The 18325-nt window shown below is 72.1% G+C and carries 14 protein-coding genes and 1 pseudogene; 1 reads left to right on the top strand and 14 read right to left on the bottom strand.

The features are described from left to right. Nucleotides 1-101: 101 nt before the first annotated feature. The 7 genes from topA to bldG form a co-directional block, all read right to left on the bottom strand. Nucleotides 102-2936, bottom strand: a complete 2835-nt coding sequence (gene topA / locus AB0J12_RS23925; protein WP_363266407.1) for a type I DNA topoisomerase — start codon at nucleotides 2934-2936, stop codon at nucleotides 102-104. A gap of 300 nt (nucleotides 2937-3236) precedes the next feature. Beyond that, on the bottom strand, nucleotides 3237-3434 hold the full coding sequence (locus tag AB0J12_RS23920; protein ID WP_363266406.1) for a hypothetical protein: 198 nt from the start codon (nucleotides 3432-3434) through the stop codon (nucleotides 3237-3239). 406 nt (nucleotides 3435-3840) lie between these two features. Beyond that, on the bottom strand, nucleotides 3841-5367 hold the full coding sequence (locus tag AB0J12_RS23915) for a class I SAM-dependent methyltransferase (protein WP_363266405.1): 1527 nt from the start codon (nucleotides 5365-5367) through the stop codon (nucleotides 3841-3843). A 145-nt stretch (nucleotides 5368-5512) separates the two neighbouring features. Continuing rightward, the gene (locus AB0J12_RS23910) at nucleotides 5513-6112 is read right to left on the bottom strand and encodes a small secreted protein (RefSeq protein ID WP_363266404.1); all 600 of its coding nucleotides are present in this window, start codon (nucleotides 6110-6112) and stop codon (nucleotides 5513-5515) included. Nucleotides 6113-6341: 229 nt separating this feature from the next. Next, the gene (locus AB0J12_RS23905; RefSeq protein ID WP_363266403.1) at nucleotides 6342-8750 is read right to left on the bottom strand and encodes a sodium-translocating pyrophosphatase; all 2409 of its coding nucleotides are present in this window, start codon (nucleotides 8748-8750) and stop codon (nucleotides 6342-6344) included. A gap of 317 nt (nucleotides 8751-9067) precedes the next feature. Further along, a complete protein-coding gene (locus AB0J12_RS23900; RefSeq protein ID WP_363266402.1) occupies nucleotides 9068-9505 on the bottom strand; it encodes an ATP-binding protein in 438 nt (145 codons plus the stop codon). Nucleotides 9506-9609: 104 nt separating this feature from the next. Next, on the bottom strand, nucleotides 9610-9951 hold the full coding sequence (gene bldG / locus AB0J12_RS23895) for an anti-sigma factor antagonist BldG (protein ID WP_009189842.1): 342 nt from the start codon (nucleotides 9949-9951) through the stop codon (nucleotides 9610-9612). A gap of 82 nt (nucleotides 9952-10033) precedes the next feature. Here bldG and AB0J12_RS23890 point away from each other — a divergent pair, with 82 nt between their 5' ends. Next, complete coding sequence (locus tag AB0J12_RS23890; protein ID WP_363266401.1) at nucleotides 10034-12670, top strand: DEAD/DEAH box helicase; 2637 nt, start codon at nucleotides 10034-10036, stop codon at nucleotides 12668-12670. Here AB0J12_RS23890 and AB0J12_RS23885 read toward each other — a convergent pair. The 7 genes and pseudogenes from AB0J12_RS23885 to ssd form a co-directional block, all read right to left on the bottom strand. Further along, nucleotides 12645-13004, bottom strand: a pseudogene (locus AB0J12_RS23885) (Rv3654c family TadE-like protein); the annotation flags it as partial. The gene AB0J12_RS23890 and the pseudogene AB0J12_RS23885 sit on opposite strands and share 26 nt — an antisense overlap. Before the next feature lie 80 nt (nucleotides 13005-13084). Beyond that, nucleotides 13085-13474, bottom strand: coding sequence for a TadE family type IV pilus minor pilin (locus AB0J12_RS23880; protein WP_363266400.1), 390 nt, complete (start codon nucleotides 13472-13474; stop codon nucleotides 13085-13087). After that, nucleotides 13461-13673, bottom strand: a complete 213-nt coding sequence (locus tag AB0J12_RS23875) for a DUF4244 domain-containing protein (RefSeq protein ID WP_363266399.1) — start codon at nucleotides 13671-13673, stop codon at nucleotides 13461-13463. Before AB0J12_RS23875 ends, AB0J12_RS23880 begins: the two co-directional genes overlap by 14 nt. 74 nt (nucleotides 13674-13747) lie before the next feature. Further along, on the bottom strand, nucleotides 13748-14539 hold the full coding sequence (locus tag AB0J12_RS23870; protein ID WP_363266397.1) for a type II secretion system F family protein: 792 nt from the start codon (nucleotides 14537-14539) through the stop codon (nucleotides 13748-13750). A 66-nt stretch (nucleotides 14540-14605) separates the two neighbouring features. Then, a complete protein-coding gene (locus AB0J12_RS23865; protein ID WP_363266396.1) occupies nucleotides 14606-15541 on the bottom strand; it encodes a type II secretion system F family protein in 936 nt (311 codons plus the stop codon). Continuing rightward, nucleotides 15534-16760, bottom strand: a complete 1227-nt coding sequence (locus AB0J12_RS23860; RefSeq protein ID WP_363266395.1) for a TadA family conjugal transfer-associated ATPase — start codon at nucleotides 16758-16760, stop codon at nucleotides 15534-15536. Before AB0J12_RS23860 ends, AB0J12_RS23865 begins: the two co-directional genes overlap by 8 nt. Next, nucleotides 16757-17869: a septum site-determining protein Ssd gene (gene ssd / locus AB0J12_RS23855; protein WP_363266394.1), complete on the bottom strand. Its 1113-nt coding sequence runs from the start codon at nucleotides 17867-17869 to the stop codon at nucleotides 16757-16759. Before ssd ends, AB0J12_RS23860 begins: the two co-directional genes overlap by 4 nt. Nucleotides 17870-18325: the final 456 nt, after the last annotated feature.

Here is an 18325-nt window from a genome sequence, read left to right as displayed (position 1 = left end):
GACAGTCACCGGCGACCGTCCGAACAGACGCGCGCCCCGACACCGATATGGGTGCCGGGGCGTGCCTTTCGCGAACTGCGCGGTGAAAAGTCGACGGGCCGTCAGTCCTCGGCCGCCGCCTTGGACGCCGCGGTCTTCTTCGCGGTCGTCTTCTTGGCCGCGGTCTTCGCCGTGGTCGTCTTCTTCGCCGCGGTCTTCTTGGCGGTCGTGGTCTTCTTGGCCGGGGTGGCCTTCTTCGCCGCCGTCTTCTTGGCGGGCGCCTTCTTCGCCGTCTTCTTCGCGGGGCTCTTCGCGCGCTTCTCGGCGAGCAGCTCGAAGCCGCGCTCGGGGGTGATCGTCTCGACGCTGTCGCCGGAGCGCAGGGTCGCGTTGGTCTCCCCGTCCGTGACGTACGGCCCGAAGCGGCCGTCCTTGACCACGACCGGCTTGCCGCTGACCGGGTCGTCGCCCAGCTCCTTCAGCGGCGGCTTGGCTGCCGCACGACCGCGCTGCTTGGGCTGCGCGTAGATCTCCAGGGCCTCTTGGAGCGTGATCGTGAAGAGCTGCTCCTCGGACTGCAGCGACCGCGAGTCCGTGCCCTTCTTCAGGTACGGGCCGTAGCGGCCGTTCTGCGCGGTGATCTCCTGGCCCTCGGCATCCGTGCCGACGACGCGCGGCAGCGACATCAGCCGCAGCGCGTCCTCGAGGGTCACCGTGTCCAGCGACATCGACTTGAACAGCGACGCCGTGCGCGGCTTGACCGCGTTCTTCCCCGTCTTCGGCGTGCCCTCGGGGAGGATCTCGGTGACGTACGGGCCGTAACGGCCGTCCTTGGCGACGATCGTGTGACCGGTCGCCGGGTCGGCGCCCAGCTCGTAGTCGCCGCTCGGCTTGGCGAGCAGTTCCTCGGCGAGCTCGACGGTCAGCTCGTCCGGGGCCAGGTCGTCCGGGATGTCGGCCCGCTGGTGCTGCTCGGTGTCCTTCTCGCCGCGCTCGATGTACGGCCCGTAGCGGCCGACGCGCAGCACGATGTCGTTGCCGACGGGGAACGAGGACACCTCACGGGCGTCGATCGCGCCCAGGTCGGTCACCAGTTCCTTGAGGCCGCCGAGGTGGTCGCCGTCGCCGTTGCCGGCGTCGGCCGCGGCGCCCTCGGCGTTGCCCTCGCCGAAGTAGAAGCGCTTCAGCCACGGCACGGCCTGCGCCTCGCCGCGGGCGATGCGGTCGAGGTCGTCCTCCATCTTGGCGGTGAAGTCGTAGTCGACGAGCCGCCCGAAGTGCTTCTCCAGCAGGTTGACCACGGCGAAGGACAGGAAGGACGGCACGAGGGCCGTGCCCTTCTTGAACACATAGCCGCGGTCGAGGATTGTGCCGATGATCGACGCATACGTGGACGGGCGGCCGATCTCGCGCTCTTCCAGCTCCTTGACCAGCGAGGCCTCGGTGTAGCGGGCCGGAGGCTTGGTGGCGTGCCCGTCGACCGTGATCTCCTCGGCGGACAGCGCGTCGCCCTCGCCGACCTGCGGCAGCCGGCGCTCGCGGTCGTCGAGCTCGGCGTTCGGGTCGTCGGCGCCCTCGACGTAGGCCTTGAGGAACCCGTGGAAGGTGATCGTCTTGCCGGACGCGCTGAACTCGACGTCCCGCCCGTCGGTGGCCGTGCCGCCGATCTTCACGGTGACGGAGTTACCGGTCGCGTCCTTCATCTGGGAGGCGACGGTCCGCTTCCAGATGAGCTCGTACAGCCTGAACTGGTCACCGGTCAGGCCGGTCTCCGCCGGCGTGCGGAAACGGTCGCCCGAGGGGCGGATCGCCTCGTGCGCCTCCTGCGCGTTCTTCACCTTGGCGGCGTAGGTTCGCGGCTGCGGCGGCAGGTAGTCGGCCCCGTACAGCTGCGTGACCTGGGCGCGGGCGGCCGCGATCGCGGTGTCGCTCAGCGTCGTGGAGTCCGTACGCATGTACGTGATGTAGCCGTTCTCGTACAGCTTCTGCGCGATCTGCATCGTCGCCTTCGCGCCGAAGCCGAGCTTGCGGCTGGCCTCCTGCTGCAGCGTCGTCGTACGGAACGGGGCGTACGGCGAGCGGCGGTACGGCTTGGACTCGACGGACCGCACGGAGAACTGCGTGTTCTCCAGGGCGGCGGCCAGGGCGCGGGCGTTCGCCTCGTCGAGGTGGAGGGTGTTCGCGCTCTTGATCTGTCCCAGGGAGTCGAAGTCGCGGCCCTGCGCGACCCGCCGGCCGTCGACGGTCTGCAGGCGCGCGACCAGCGACGACGGGTCCGAGGAGTCCCCCGCGCGGCCGGTCGCGAAGGTGCCCGTCAGGTCCCAGTACTCAGCAGAACGAAACGCGATGCGCTCGCGTTCCCGCTCCACCACGAGACGGGTCGCGACGGACTGGACACGCCCGGCGGACAGCCGCGGCATGACCTTCTTCCACAGCACCGGGGAGACCTCGTAGCCGTAGAGACGGTCGAGGATACGGCGGGTCTCCTGGGCGTCGACCAGCTTCTGGTTGAGCTCGCGCGGGTTGGCCACGGCGGCCTGGATCGCGGACTTGGTGATCTCGTGGAAGACCATCCGCTTGACCGGGACCTTGGGCTTGAGCACCTCCTGGAGGTGCCAGGCGATCGCCTCGCCCTCCCGGTCCTCATCGGTGGCGAGGTAGAGCTCGTCGGAGTCCTTCAGCAGGTCCTTGAGCTTCTTGACCTGGGCCCTCTTGTCGGCGTTGACGACATAGATCGGCTGGAAGTCGTGCTCGACGTCCACGCCGAGGCGGCGGACCTCGCCGGTGTACTTCTCGGGCACCTCCGCGGCGCCGTTGGGAAGGTCGCGGATGTGCCCGACGCTCGCTTCGACGACGTAGCCGGGGCCGAGATAGCCCTTGATCGTCTTCGCCTTGGCAGGCGACTCGACGATGACGAGTCGGCGGCCGCCCTGTGCGGTCTCGCTGGTCGGGGACAACTTCGCTCTTCTCTCCGGTCGAGGCTGGGCCTCCCCAGGCCTTGTTCCCGGGGTCGGGTCTTCACTTCGGGGCGCGCTCGCCGTGGGCTCTACCGCCGGTCCCGTCGGCGCGCTCGCTGGTGACGCTGCGGAGTGTGACGGTACATCCCGCCCCCGTGTCAAACGGGAAAAGCCCGCAACGGCCACTCGAACGGTAACCCGAGAAACGCCGATCCTGCCGCCCGGAGTGCCCAGCCGCCGTTTCGGCCCTGTCCGGAGCGTGACATTCCCATTACCCGCGGTCGAGCCCGCCGGACGGCCTCAGACCTGGGTGAAGCACCACAGGCCGGCACCCAGGGCGGCCATCGCCGCGAGCGCCGCGAGGGCCGTCGATGCGACCGGCCTCACACCGTGGGCGACCGGCTCGCCGTTCCGGACCCGGACCCCGGTCCACACCGTCAGTGCGCCTCCGAACAGGGCGAACACCGTTCCTGCGAAGATCGCCGGTCCGCTCTCCATGGCTGGCGTGCCCCTGTTCTCCCGTCCGCGAGTGCCCGGTGCCGGGAGAGTGACACGCGCGGACGGCGGGCAGGCGAACCCCGGGTGAACGGCACGCCGCCGATCACCCCGAAGCGATCTCGGCGGACTCGCCGGGACAACGTTTCCGCCTATTTTTCACGCCGTGACTTTTTTCCCCGCCCGGCCCGCTGGTTTGGAGGGCGTCCGCCCTCATACGGCGAGCGGCGGCATGCAGCGTCGGCCGCATGCGGTGGGTTTCCGCATGCGGCGGGCGCGGGCTGGAGGGCTGCCCTCAACGGTGGGCCGGGTGGACGCCTCATCGGGGCGGGCCCTCACTCCGCGGGCGCTCAAACGGTGGGTGCGGGGTGCGCGCCCCATCGGGCGAGCCCCCTCCCTCTGCGGGCCCTCACTCCGCGGGCTCGAGGAACCCCTGCTCCACCAGCAGCCGGATCTGTGCGGGCGTGCGGTCGCGCAGCAGCACCGGGTCCTCGCCCATCAGCTGGGCGATCGCGTCCAGGATGCGGCCCGCGCTCAGCGTGCCGTCGCAGACGCCGGCGAAGCCCGCGCCGACCGTGTCGACCTTGGTGGCCCGGCGCATGCCGCGGTTCTGCCGCAGCACGACGTGCTCCGGGTCCTCGGCGCCGGGCAGCCCGACCTGCTCCTGGACCACCTCGGCGGTCAGCCGGTAGCTGGCCGCGAGCAGCGCCGCGTCGTCGTGCGCGCGCAAGTGGTCCAGCCGCAGGAAGTGCGCCCGGATGGTGTCGCCGAGCGGCTGCTCGACCGGGTGCGGCCACTCCTCGACGGTGATCGACGGCTCGTCGGAGTCCGTACGGCGCAGGGTGATCCAGCCGAAGCCCACGGCCTTCACCTTGCGCGCCTCGAACTCCTCCAGCCAGGCGTCGTACCGCGCCTGGTACTCGGCCGGGTCCGCACGGTGGTCACCGGCATCCCTCAGCCACAGCTCGGCGTACTGCGTGACGTCCTGCACCTCGCGCTGCACGATCCACGCGTCGCAGCCGCGGGGCACCCATGACCTGAGCCTGTCCTGCCAGTCCTCCCCCTCGACGTGCTGCCAGTTGGCGAGGAACTGCGCGAACCCGCCCGCGTTCAGCCGTTCCCCTGCCCCCTGAACGAGCGAGCGGCACAGATCGTCCCCGCCCATCCCGCCGTCCCGGTAGGTCAGCCGGGCACCGGGCGAGATCACGAACGGCGGGTTGGACACGATCAGATCGAAGGTCTCGTCGCCCCGCAGCGGCTCGAACAGCGACCCCTGCCGCAGATCCGCCTCGGGTGCCCCGGACAGCGCCAGCGTGAGCGCGGCCATGTGCAGCGCCCGCGGATTGAGGTCGGTCGCGGTCACCCGCGTGGCGTGCTGAGCGGCGTGCAGCGCCTGGATGCCCGACCCGGTGCCGAGGTCCAGCGCGGCAGCGACCGGCGTACGGACGGTGATCCCCGCCAAGGTCGTGGAGGCCCCGCCGACCCCGAGCACGACCTCCTCGTTCCGGCTGCCGATGCCGCCGGCGCCCCCGACCGCGCACCCCAGGTCGGAGACGATGAACCAGTCCTTCCCATCGGCCCCGCCGTACGGCCGCACGTCCACGGCGGCGGCGACCTCGTCGCCCCCGACCGCGACGAGCCACCCGCTCTGCAGGCACGCGTCCACCGGCAGCACACCCGCGACCCGCGCGAGCGGCACCGGCTGCTGCAGCAGGAACAGCCGTACGAGCGTCTCCAGCGGCGTGTCACCACGGGTCGCCCGCAGCGCGGGCACGGTCTCACTGCGCGCCAGCGCCGCGTAGGCGGGCGCACCGAGCAGTTCGAGCAGCCCGTCAGCGGTGAAGGAGGCACCGAGCAGCGCATCGCGCAGCCGGCCGGCGACGTCACGGTCGACGGAGGGCAAGGGAGAGAGGGTTGCGTTACTCACGCCCCCCATTGTGTCCCGCAACCCCGCGCCCGTCGCAGCCGCGACCGCACCCGCGGAGGCGGCCGCACCTTGAACACACCCGCACCCGGAGACACAGCCGCACCCGAAGCCGCAGCCGAACGACACCGCAGCGGCCGATCGAGAGACGAAGGCGTCAGCTCTGCGCAGCCGAAGGCGCCGCCGGCGCAGACGCGCTCTTGCAGCTCTCCTGCTTGCTCATCGCCTTGCCGACGTCCCCCTCCTCGAGGTTCTTGAGCGCATCGCTCCCGCTCTTGCTGAGCTTGTCCAGGTCGGTGGCGATCCCCTTCAGCCCGTCGGCGAACTTGCCCTGGTCCGAGGTGTTCAACGCGTCGACCTGCTTCTTCAGCGCCGCGTACTTCGCGGACAGCGTGTTCAGCTCCGTCACCGCGTCGCGCTGCTTCTTCTCGCCGCCGTCCACGTTCGGCGCCCCGGCGCGCTGCACCGCGGCCCCGATCGCCTTGTACGCGTCGGACATGTCCTGGAAGGCCCGCGCGTCGGTCGCCTGGACGTCCTTGGGGGCGCTGTTGTCCGAGGTCTCCTTCTGGATCGCGGCGTTCGCGGCCTCGATCTTCTTCGCCTGCGGCTGAACGGCGTCACAGACCTGCTTGGCCCAGGCATCCAGCTTCTCGTTGCCGTTGTCGCTGCTGCTGCATCCGGACACGGCCAGTACCAGTACCGCACCGCCGGACAGTGCGGCCGCGAGCTTCTTGTTCACCGGATTGGTCCCTTCCATGGCTCTCGGCCCCGGAACATACACGCCACCCACGCGCCACCCGCACTCCGGATGCCCGCTTGGACCCCTTTTGAAGCCATTCGCACCAAGCGAGAGAAGGCTCACGAACCCCGATCCACGCACCCCGCCGCACACAGCAGAGCGGGCGGCCACCGCGTCAACACGCGCAGCCCGCCCGCTCTTTGGGGAAACCCCCTTCGATCACTCGCCGATCAGGACCGCTCCCGTGCTACGAAACCACCGCCGGATCAGCGGACTTGGACGAGGGCTCGGCGTCATCGTCCTCGTCGCCCACGGTGATACCGCGCCGCTTGGAGACGTACACCGCCACGAGGATCACCAGGAACGCGAGCACCGCGACCAGCACCCGCACCCCGATGCTCTTGTCCGCGCCGTAGGAGAACTTGATCACCGCGGGCGCGATGAGCAGCGACACCAGGTTCATGACCTTCAGCAGCGGGTTGATGGCGGGACCCGCGGTGTCCTTGAACGGGTCGCCGACGGTGTCGCCGATGACCGTCGCCGCGTGCGCCTCGCTGCCCTTGCCGCCGTGGTGGCCGTCCTCGACGAGCTTCTTGGCGTTGTCCCAGGCGCCGCCGGAGTTGGCGAGGAACACCGCCATCAGCGTGCCCGCGCCGATCGCGCCCGCCAGATACGCGCCGAGCGCACCGACACCGAGCGTGAACCCGATGAAGATCGGTGCCATGACGGCGAGCAGCCCGGGCGTGGCGAGCTCGCGCAGCGCGTCCTTGGTGCAGATGTCGACGACCTTGCCGTACTCCGGTTTCTCCGTGTAGTCCATGATCCCGGGCTTCTCACGGAACTGCCGGCGCACCTCGAACACCACCGAACCCGCCGACCGCGACACCGCGTTGATCGCCAGCCCCGAGAAGAGGAAGACGACCGCCGCGCCCGCGATGAGGCCGACGAGGTTGTTGGGCTGGGAGATGTCCATGGACAGGGTCAGCGGAGCGCCCGCACCGGTGAGCTTCTCGCCCACGTCGCGGACGTTCGTGGTGATCGCGTCGCGATACGACCCGAACAGCGCCGACGCCGCGAGCACGGCCGTGGCGATGGCGATGCCCTTGGTGATGGCCTTGGTGGTGTTGCCGACCGCGTCGAGGTTGGTGAGCACCTGCGCGCCCGCGCCCTCGACGTCACCGGACATCTCGGCGATGCCCTGGGCGTTGTCGGAGACCGGCCCGAAGGTGTCCATCGCCACGATCACGCCGACCGTGGTGAGCAGGCCGGTACCGGCCAGCGCGACCGCGAACAGCGCGAGCATGATCGACGTACCGCCGAGCAGGAAGGCGCCGTACACGCCCAGGCCGATCAACAAGGCGGTGTACACGGCCGATTCGAGCCCTACGGAGATTCCGGCGAGGACGACCGTGGCGGGGCCGGTGAGGGACGTCTTGCCGATGTCCCTGACCGGGCGGCGGGTGGTCTCGGTGAAGTAGCCGGTCAGCTGCTGGATGACGGCGGCCAGCAGGATGCCGATCGCCACCGCGACCAGGGCGAGCACGCGCGGGTCGCCGTCCTTGCCGCGGATCGCCAGATCGGTGACTCCGTCGAGGTCGGAGTACTTCCCCGGGAGGTAGACGAAGACGGCGACCGCGACCAGCGCCAGCGAGATCACCGCGGAGATGAAGAAGCCGCGGTTGATCGCGCTCATGCCGCTGCGGTCGGCGCGGCGCGGCGCGACGGCGAAGATGCCGATCATCGCCGTGAGCACCCCGATGGCGGGAACGAGCAGCGGGAAGGCGAGACCGGCGTCGCCGAAGGCCGCCTTGCCGAGGATCAGCGCGGCCACCAGGGTGACCGCGTAGGACTCGAACAGGTCGGCGGCCATGCCGGCGCAGTCGCCGACGTTGTCGCCCACGTTGTCGGCAATGGTCGCGGCATTGCGCGGATCGTCCTCCGGAATGCCCTTCTCGACCTTGCCGACCAGGTCGGCGCCGACGTCGGCGGCCTTGGTGAAGATGCCGCCGCCCACCCTCATGAACATCGCGATCAGTGCCGCGCCCAGGCCGAAGCCCTCCAGCACCTTCGGCGCGTTCGCCGCGTACACCAGCACCACGCAGGACGCGCCCAGCAGGCCGAGCCCCACCGTGAACATGCCGACGACGCCACCCGTACGGAAAGCGATCTTCATCGCTTTGTGTGAAACAGCGGTGAGATCCTTTTCCGGCTCACCGGGTGCCGGAGTCGCCTCCCGGGCCGCCGCGGCGACCCGCACATTGCTGCGCACGGCGAGCCACATGCCGATATAGCCGGTGGCTGCCGAGAAGGCCGCGCCGATCAGGAAGAAGATCGACCGTCCGGCCCGCTGATTCCAGTCGTCCGCGGGCAACAACATGAGCAGGAAGAACACGACGACGGCGAATACGCCGAGCGTGCGAAGCTGCCGGGCCAGATAGGCGTTAGCGCCTTCCTGGACGGCGGCCGCGATCTCCTTCATGCTGTCGGTGCCCTCGCCCGCCGCGAGCACCTGGCGCAGCAGCACGCCCGCGACCACCAGTGCGGCCAGGGCGACGGCGCCGATGACCACGATCAGGATCCGGTTGTCGTCGGTCAGTACCGCGGCTGCGAGAGTCGAGGGGTGGCCCAATCGATGTGAGATGGAAAGCTCCGCCATTCGTCCTCCTTGACGCTTGGGCTGAGCTCACGATGTGGACGGATTGTAGGTACCCGCTCCCGATGTAAACAGGGCACGGGAAGCGGAATTCGCCGTCGCACCGTAATGCCCTGAAAGCATTCCCGGGGCGGTTTTAACCGACACCTCTCCGGTGACACCTAGATCGTGAATTGCTTCACGAAATGCATCGCCCCTTACGCGTCACGTCGGAGGCGATGCGCTGCGTGAACCACTGTAGGTGCGCCCACTGACATCCGCACAAGACGAAGGGCCCCACGAGGGGGCCCTTCGTCTGGTCGCGGGTGATCGCGCGGCGGTCAGGTGAGCGCCGTGGCCGGCGGTGTGGCCGGCCACGTCATCCGGATCTGCCCGCCGTGCTCCCCGGCGGTGACCTCCACGTCGTCGACGAGGCCGGAGATGACCGCCAGGCCCATCTCGTCCTCCTCGACCTCCGCATCGGCGTCGCCGCCCTCGGCACCGGCCGCTCCCCCGCCGGGGGTGGCGTGCCGCGCCTCGTCGCCGACCTCGATGGAGAACTGTTTCTCCTCCTCGATCAGCAGCACTTTCACGGGGGCACTGATGCCGCTGCTCCGGTGCAGTCCGACAGCACGCGTGCAGGCCTCGCCGACCGCGAGCCTGACCTCGTCGAGGACGGCCTCGTCCACCCCGGCCCTGCGCGCCACCGCTGCCGCCACCAGCCGGGCGGTCCTGACGTGCTCGGGCAGCGCACTGAAGCGGAGTTCAACGGTGGCCATGCATCCCCCTCGCAACTACGGGCGTGCTGTCGAGGGGCCGGGCCGCACGGGCCCGGTCCCCCTGGTGTTCAACTCGGCCGTCCCGGCGTGCCGGGGCGGCGGGCTCAGTCGGTGGCCGCCACCGCTTCGTCGACCGAGGTGTGGATCGGGAACACCTTGGTCAGACCGGTGATACGGAAGATCTTCAGAATGCGCTCCTGGTTGCAGACCAAGCGCAGCGAGCCCTCGTGGGCGCGCACCCGCTTGAGTCCGCCCACCAGCACGCCGAGCCCGGTGGAGTCGAGGAAGTCCACGCCCTCCATGTCGACGACGAGGTGGAAATTCCCGTCGTTCACCAGCTCGACCAGCTGCTCGCGCAGCTTGGGCGCGGTATATACGTCGATTTCGCCACCGACCTCGACGACCGTACGATCGCCGACGGTACGGGTCGACAGGGACAGGTCCACGGATCCTCCAGCACCTTGCTATCGAGCGGTCGTCCCTCGGGACACATCGGCTCACAGCCCCAAGGACGGTTCGCCAGCCGCGATGGCATTCAATCACTTACCGGCAGGCGTGCACGACGCCTTGACTCCATTGTCCGTCACGCCAGTGACACACTCGGTGCCGATGGCCAAGAATCACCGATCCGATCGACCCGCCCCGGAACCCGTGTCCCGCCCGGAGCCGGGTGCTGTCCTGGGCAGGCTCGCCTCGGGCCCGAACCGGGCGTCGCGCATCACTCATACGGAGCACTTGCCCCCGCGCGCGGGCCGCCATGCCGTCTGGCCGGACCGGATCCGCCCGGAAGTGATCGCTGCCGTGCAGGCCTGCGGGATCGAGCATCCGTGGGCCCACCAGGCCGAGGCCGCCGAGCACGCCCTGGACGGCGACTCGGTGGTGGTCGCCACGGGCACCGCCTCCGGCAAGTCCCTGGCCTATCTGGTCCCGGTCCTCTCGGCCCTGCTGGACGGCTCCGAGTCCCCGAACGGCCGCGGCGCCACCGCCCTGTACCTCGCCCCGACCAAGGCGCTTGCGGCGGACCAGTGCCGGTCGGTGAAGGAACTTTCACAGCCGCTCGGGCACGCCGTGAGGCCCGCCGTGTACGACGGCGACACGCCGTTCGAGGAACGCGAGTGGATCCGCCAGTACGGCACCTACGTGCTGACCAACCCCGACATGCTGCACCGCGGGATCCTGCCCTCCCACCCGCGCTGGGCCTCGTTCCTGAAGTCCCTGCGGTACGTCGTCATCGACGAGTGCCACACCTACCGCGGCGTCTTCGGCTCGCACGTCGCCCAGGTCCTGCGCCGACTGCGCCGGCTGTGCGCCCGCTACGGGTCCTCCCCGGTGTTCCTGATGGCCTCCGCGACCGCCGCCGAGCCCGCCGTGGCCGCCCAGCGTCTGACGGGGCTGCCGGTCGTCGAGGTGGCCGACGACGCCTCCCCGCGCGGTGAACTGGTGTTCGCCCTCTGGGAGCCCCCGCTCACCGAGATGCAAGGGGAGAAAGGTGCACCCGTTCGGCGTACTGCCACCGCCGAGACGGCCGATCTGCTCACCGACCTCGCCGTGCAGGGCGTACGCACCGTCGCCTTCGTCCGCTCCCGGCGTGGCGCCGAGCTGATCTCGGTGATCACCCAGGAGCGGCTCGCCGAAGTGGATCGCTCGCTCGCCCGGCGTGTCGCGGCCTACCGCGGCGGTTACCTCCCCGAGGAACGCCGCGCCCTGGAGCGCGCCCTGCACTCCGGCGAACTGCTCGGTCTCGCCGCGACGACCGCCCTGGAGCTCGGCGTGGACGTCTCCGGCCTGGACGCCGTCCTCATCGCCGGCTACCCGGGCACGCGCGCGTCCCTGTGGCAGCAGGCCGGCCGGGCGGGCCGCTCCGGCCAGGGCGCCCTCGCGGTGCTGATCGCCCGCGACGACCCGCTGGACACCTTCCTCGTCCACCACCCCGAAGCCCTGTTCGACCGACCGGTGGAGTCCACGGTCCTCGACCCCGACAACCCCTACGTGCTCGCCCCGCACCTGTGCGCCGCCGCAGCCGAACTGCCGCTGGTCGAGGACGACCTGAAACTGTTCGGTCCGTCCTGCGCGGACGTGCTCCCCCAGCTGGAGGCCGCCAAGCTGCTGCGCCGCCGGACGAAGGCCTGGCACTGGACCCGCCGCGAGCGGGCCGCCGACCTCACCGACATCCGCGGGGCGGGCGGCCGCCCGGTCCAGGTCGTCGAGACCGGTACGGGCCGCCTCCTCGGCACGGTCGACGCCGCGGCCGCGCACGGCACCGTCCACGAGGGGGCTGTCCACCTCCACCAGGGCCGTACCTATCTCGTGCGCTCCCTCGACCTGGAGGACTCCGTCGCCCTGGTGGAGCAGGCGAGCCCGCCCTATTCGACCGTCGCCCGCGACACCACCGCGATCTCCGTCCTGGAGACGGACGTCGAGATCCCGTGGGGCGAGGGCCGACTGTGCTACGGCTCGGTGGAAGTCACCAACCAAGTGGTCTCCTTTCTGCGCCGGCGACTGATGACCGGCGAAGTTCTCGGCGAGACGAAACTGGACCTGCCTCCGCGGACGCTGCGCACCCGCGCGGTGTGGTGGACCGTCACCGAGGACCAGCTGGACGCCGCCCGGATCACCCCAGAGATCCTCGGAGGCTCCCTGCACGCCGCCGAGCACGCGTCCATCGGCATGCTGCCGCTCTTCGCAACCTGCGACCGCTGGGACATCGGCGGTGTCTCGGTGCCGCTGCACCCCGACACGCTCCTGCCGACGGTCTTCGTCTACGACGGACACCCCGGCGGCGCCGGCTTCGCGGAACGCGCCTTCCACACCGCGCGCGCCTGGCTCGCCGCCACCCGCGAGGCCATCGCCTCCTGCGAGTGCGAGTCCGGCTGCCCTTCCTGCATCCAGTCCCCCAAGTGCGGCAACGGCAACGACCCGCTGCACAAACGGGGCGCCGTACGCCTGCTCACGGTGCTGCTGCGGGGCGCGCCGGAGGAAAAGCCTGGCGCGATGCCGGAGCAGACGCCGGGCGAGACGGTGGAAGAGAAGCCGGGTGGGACGCCGGAGGAGAGCCCGATGGAGGATTCGATGGAGGACCCGGTGGAGAACCCGGGCGAGGGGGTTCCGCCGGGCTCGGCAGAGGGTCCGTCGGTGTCCTTCCCGCAGGGCCCGCTCTCGCCCTGACCTCCGCGGCGAACGGCGCCCGGCCCGACCCAGCCGTCACGTCGGAGGTCTCGCCGACGATCGCGCACCGCACCAGCTGTACGCCCTGGGCCCGCGCGACGCCGGCCGCCCGGGCGCAGGCCGCGGTGGTGCCCTCGGCCCAGTGGTCCGCTGCCGCGAGCGCCGCGAGGTCCGCGCCGCCGGCCGCGCGGTGCCGGACCACGACAGCGTGCCCGAGCGCCAGCACGGCCGCGAACACCACGCACAGCACGGCGATCACACCGACGCTCCACACGGTCGCCGAGCCGCGGTCCGGGCCGGATGTGTACCGGCCGGATGCATACCTGCCGAACACGTACCGGCCGCGTACGTACCGGCCACATACCTGTCTCGTTCCCCGCCCCGGCACTCCCCGCCCGACCGCTCCCCGCCGGCTCACCGCTCCGCCCCCACCGTCTCCTCCGCCAACGCCACGGCCTCCTCGCGCAGTTCGAAGGACAGCCCGTGCAGCAGGGCGGGCCTCGCCTCGACGACCACCCGGACCTGGTCGCCCTCCCGGCCGACGGTGACCCGGGCGCCGCGCGGAGCCGTGTCCCGCGCGACCCGGATCACCTCCTCGACCGGGTCCTGACGGGCAGCCGCGCGCGCTCCGGTCCGCGCCGCGTCCACGCACTGGACCTGCGCCGCGACCAGGAGCAGCCCCCACACCAGCGCGGTGGCGAAGAGGACCAGCACCGGCAGTGCCACAGCCGTCTCCGCCGTCACGAACCCGCTGTCGCCGCGCCGGGCCCCGCACCGCTCCCCGCGCCGTTCACACCGCTGCACCGAGCGCCCGATTCATCAGGGCCTGCAGCTGCGCGGAGACCGCCTCGCTCGTCGCCAGTTTGTAGAGCACCGTCGCGAAAGCCACCGCCGCGACCACGCCGACCGCATACTCGGAAGTGACCATTCCGGCGTCCCTCCGCGTCCCCGCGCGTGCCTTGTGCAGCAGTACCCGCAGCCGTGCCTTCACTGCCTTGTACATCTCAACCCCCGTGAGGTCTTGTTCCGTTCGTCAGTCAGTCCTGCGTCGTCCGTTCACACCAGTCCGCTCCGCCCTCACCCACCTCCTTCCAGCACGCCGCCCGCGAGTCCGATCACCACGGGCAGGACGCCGATCACGATGAACGCGGGCAGGAAGCACAGCCCCACCGGCGCGGTCACCATCACCGCCGCCCGTCTGGCCCGTTCCGTCGCCGTGCGCGTCCAGTCGGCGCGGGCGTCCGCGGCGATCCGCGCGACCGGCTCCGCCGCCGGCAATCCGCTCACGTCGGCCCGTTCCAGCAGCCGTGCCAGCGCCCCGGCCCCGGGCAGCGCCGCCAACCTGCGCCAGGCTTCGGCAGGTTCGCCGCCGAGCCGTACTTCGGCCGCTCCGCGCGCCAGCGCCTGTCCGAGCGGGCCTCCCAGCGCCTCTCCGACGGCATGGGCCGCGTCCACCGGCCCGGCGCCCGCGGCGATGCAGGCGGCCAGCAGATCGGCGGCGAGGGGGAGTTGGCGCTCCGCTTCCCGTAGTTCCACCGCTGTGAGTCCTGCGCCGGGAAGGTCCGCCGACTGCCGACGGCGCCCGTACGCCAGCCCGGCAGCGGCGGCCACGCCGACGACGGCTCCGGTGATCCCGCCGACGACGGCCCATCCCGCGCCCACCACGGCCATCAAGGGCAGCAGGCGCCCCCCTGCGCGGCCCAGCCGTATCCTGCGGCCCGTTGATCCGGCCTCTCGGCCCAGCAACCCGGTCAGCCGTTTGCGTACCCGACGCTCACGCCGCGCCCGCCCCAGCCACCGCGCCGCCCACGCCAGGCCCAGCACCAGAGCCATCACCGTCCCCAGCCTGTGGACAACCTCCGCGCTCACCACGCCTCACTCCTCTCGGTCTCCGGTCGTCTCCCGCGCCTCACACGGACTCCTCACACCGGCTCCTCACACCGACTCCGCCGCCCGGACGATCCGCAGCGCCCACCACACGCCCGCCGCCTCGAGCAGCCCGCCGACGAGCAGGCAGCCAAGGCCGGCGCCGGTGTGCAGCAGCACCCGCAGCGGATCGGCGCCGAGCGCGCTGCCCAGGGCCAGGCCGAGGCCCGGCAGACCGGCGAGCAGCACCGCGGTGGAGCGGGCGCCCGCCAACTGCGCGCGCAGATCGGCACGCTGGTCGCGCTCGGCCCGCAGGGCCGCCTGGAGCCGGTCGAGGCCGGCCGCGAGGCCCGCACCCTGGTCCATCGCCACCCGCCAGCAGGCGGCGAGCCCCAGCAGCCCGTCTGCGCCCGGCTGCCGGGCCGCGGTCGCCAGCGCGGCCGGGACGTCCCCGCCGAAGCGGGCCGCCGCCAGGACGGCGGCCCGGCCGCCCCCGAGGCCACCGGACTCGCGCGCCGCGCTCAGCAGCGCGTGGCCCGGCTGCCGGCCCGCGCGCACCTCTGAGGCGAGCACCGCGCACAGCGCGATGACGGCGTCCCCCTGCCGGTCCCGCGCGCGCCGCGCGGCTCCGGCCAGTCGCGTCCGGCGCAGCAGCGGTACCCCGGCCGCCCCCGCGACGACCGGGAGCAGCGAGCCGCCCAGCAGGCCCAGCAGTGCTCCGGCGACCGCCGCCCACCACTCGGGGCGCCACCGCGCGCGCAACCGCCGTAGCTCCTGGGCGAGATCAGGCCAGGCAGGCGGCGCGGCAGCCGCCATTCCCCCCGCGGTCACCACTCCCCCAGCCGTCACCAGTCCCCCGGCAGCCACCGCTCCCCCGCCCGCAAGCACCAGCCGGGCCCGCCGCGCCCCGAAGTGGTCGCCGCCGACCAGCCAGGCCGCCATCCCCAGACAGGCCGCGGCGGCAGCCCACGACGCCTGCACCACACCCCACGGCGTCTCACCCATCCCCGCCACCTCCCCGGGTACCGGTCACGCCCGCGCCATCGTCACACCCGTCCCCATGGCTCCCGAGCAGCTCCCGCAGCCGCTCCCAGCCCTCCTCGCGCACGAACGCCTCCCGGCCCCAGCGCAGGGCCGGCACGGTCCGCACCAGGCCGGACGGGTCCCGCTCCAGCACATGCACCTCGGCGATCCGGCGCCGGCCCGCACGGTCGCGTACCAGGTGCAGGACGACCGACAGGGCGGCCGCCACCTGGCTGTGCAGCGCGGCCCGGTCGAGCCCGGCCGCCGTACCGAGCGCCTCCAGGCGGGCCGGGACGTCCGCGGCCGCGTTGGCGTGGACGGTGCCCGAGCCTCCTTCGTGCCCGGCGTTGAGCGCCGCCAGCAGGTGCACGACCTCCGCCCCGCGCACCTCGCCGACGACGAGCCGGTCGGGCCGCATCCGCAGGGCCTGCCGCACCAGGTCCTCGAGGGTCACCAGGCCGGCGCCCTCCTGGTTGGCGGGTCTGGCCTCCAGGCGTACGACGTGCGGGTGGTCGGGGCGCAGTTCGGCGGAATCCTCGGCGAGGACGATGCGCTCGTCCGGCCCGACGAGGCCGAGCAGCGCGCTCAGCAGGGTCGTCTTGCCGCTGCCGGTGCCGCCGCTGATCAGGAAGGACAGCCGGGCCGCCAGCAGGGCGCGCAGCACCCGGTCCCCGCCCGGCGGCACGGTGCCTGCCGCGACGAGCTCGCCGAGGGTGAAGGCGCGCGGCCGTACGACCCGCAGTGACAGGCAGGTGCAGCCGACGGCGACCGGGGGCAGTACCGCGTGCAGCCGGGTGCCGTCGGGCAGCCGGGCGTCCGCCCAGGGACGCGCGTCGTCCAGGCGCCGCCCGGCCACGGCGGCGAGGCGCTGCGCGAGGCGTCGTACGGCGGCCGGGTCGGGGAAGGTGACTCCGGTCAGCTCCAGGCCGGCACCGCGGTCCACCCAGACCCGGTCCGGCGCCGAGACCAGCACGTCGCTCACGGTCGGGTCGGCCAGCAGCGGCTCCAGCGGCCCGGCACCGACCAGTTCCGAGCGCAGCCGCTCGGCCGCGCCGAGGACTTCCGCGTCGCCGAGAACCCGGCCCTGTTCGCGCAGCGCCTGCGCCACGCGCGCGGGGGTGGGCTCGGCGCCGCTGGCGGCCAGTCGGCGGCGTACGCCGTCCAGCAGTTCCACTCCGGTCGTAGCGTCGAGGGCGTTCATGCGGCACCCGCCTCGATCAGGGCGCGCTCCCAGAACTGGGTGCAGAACCGGGCCAGCGGTCCGCGTGCCGCCGCGCCCGGCGGCGCCTTGCCCTCGCCGGGGCGCAGCAGGGCAGATTCCAGGGGCACTTCACCGGCGAGGGGCAGTTGGAGCAGCCGCGCCACCTCGCGGTCGTCGAGGCCGGGCGCGTAGGGGCCGCGCACGGCGACCCGCAGGTCCTTCAGGACCATGCCGACGGCGGACGCCACCCGCCCGGCGGCGGCGACGGCCCGCAACTCGGCGGGGACGACGAGCAGGCCGATGTCGAGCTGGGCGAGCACCTCGGCGACGCCGTCGTCGAGGCGGCGCGGCAGGTCGACGACGACGGTGCCGCCCCGGCGGCGGGCGGCGGCGAGCACGGCGCGTACGGCCTGTGGGGGCACGGCGACGCAGTCGCCGCGGTCCCAGCTGAGCACGCGCAACGCGTGCAGTTGAGGCAGAGACTCCTCCAGGGCCCCGCCGCCGACCCGGCCGCGCGAGGCGGCGAACGCCGGCCAGCGCAGTCCTTCGGCGCTCTCGCCGCCGAGGAGGACGTCGAGGCCGCCGCCCAGTGGGTCGGCGTCGACGAGCAGGGTACGCAGGCCTTCACGCGCGGAGGTGACGGCGAGCGCGCAGGCGAGCGTGGAGGCTCCCGCGCCGCCGCGCCCGCCGATGACGCCGACGGTGAGGGCGGGTCGGCCCACGCCCTCGGCGACATCCGCGATGCGGTCGACCAGCCACTGCTCGCCGTCGGGCAGCATCAGGACGTGGTCGGCGCCGATTTCTACGGCTCGTTTCCACACCCCCGAGTCGTCCTGGTCCCGCCCGACGAGGACCACGCCGCGGCGGCGGGTGGTGCCGCGCACCCGTCCGGCGGCGTCGTCGCCGACCAGGACGAGCGGGGCCGCCTCCCAGCTGCCGCGCGGTTCGGGCACCGAGTGGTGCACCTCCGGTGTGGCGCCCGCAGCCGCGCACAGGCGCAGCAGGTCGTCGAGGAGCTCGGCGTCCTCGGTGACGATGAGCGGTCGGCCCTGGCGTCCCGAGGTGGCGGGCGGCGGGTCGTGTGTGACGGTTCCGGCCACGGTTTCCATCCCCCTTCGCTGCATGGCGCGTGGCCTCCGGGCCGCGCGATTCCCGAACGTGTGAAGAGCCGGCAAGCGGCCTCCATATGAACGGCCGACGGAAACCGGCCATACGCGCCCGCCAATGGGAACCGGCCACGAACTCGCCGTGAGCGGGACGCGTTGGAATCACGGTGCAGCGAAGTCGGAAATCGTGTGGATCTTGGTGGATAACTGTGGACGACTCAGGGCTTGTGAATATCGCCGTCACCCATACCGGTGACCCTTGTCCGGTGCGTGTGCGACTTTCCACAGCGCAGCACTGGTGCTACCCACAGTAATTAGTCATGGGCATGACCATTCGGGGGCGCATCCGTCCCTGCCAGCGCAGGACAGTCGTACAGAAAAGGGAGAAACCCACCCGGACATGCGACGACCCCCGCCGGGGGGGAGAGCGGGGGTCGTCTCCACGGCCGACTCGGGGGG

Source organism: Streptomyces sp. NPDC049915 (genome assembly GCF_040656475.1).
Lineage (GTDB): Bacteria > Actinomycetota > Actinomycetes > Streptomycetales > Streptomycetaceae > Streptomyces.
Note: the sequence above shows the minus strand (reverse complement) of the source record. Positions and strands in the feature narration are given on the sequence as shown.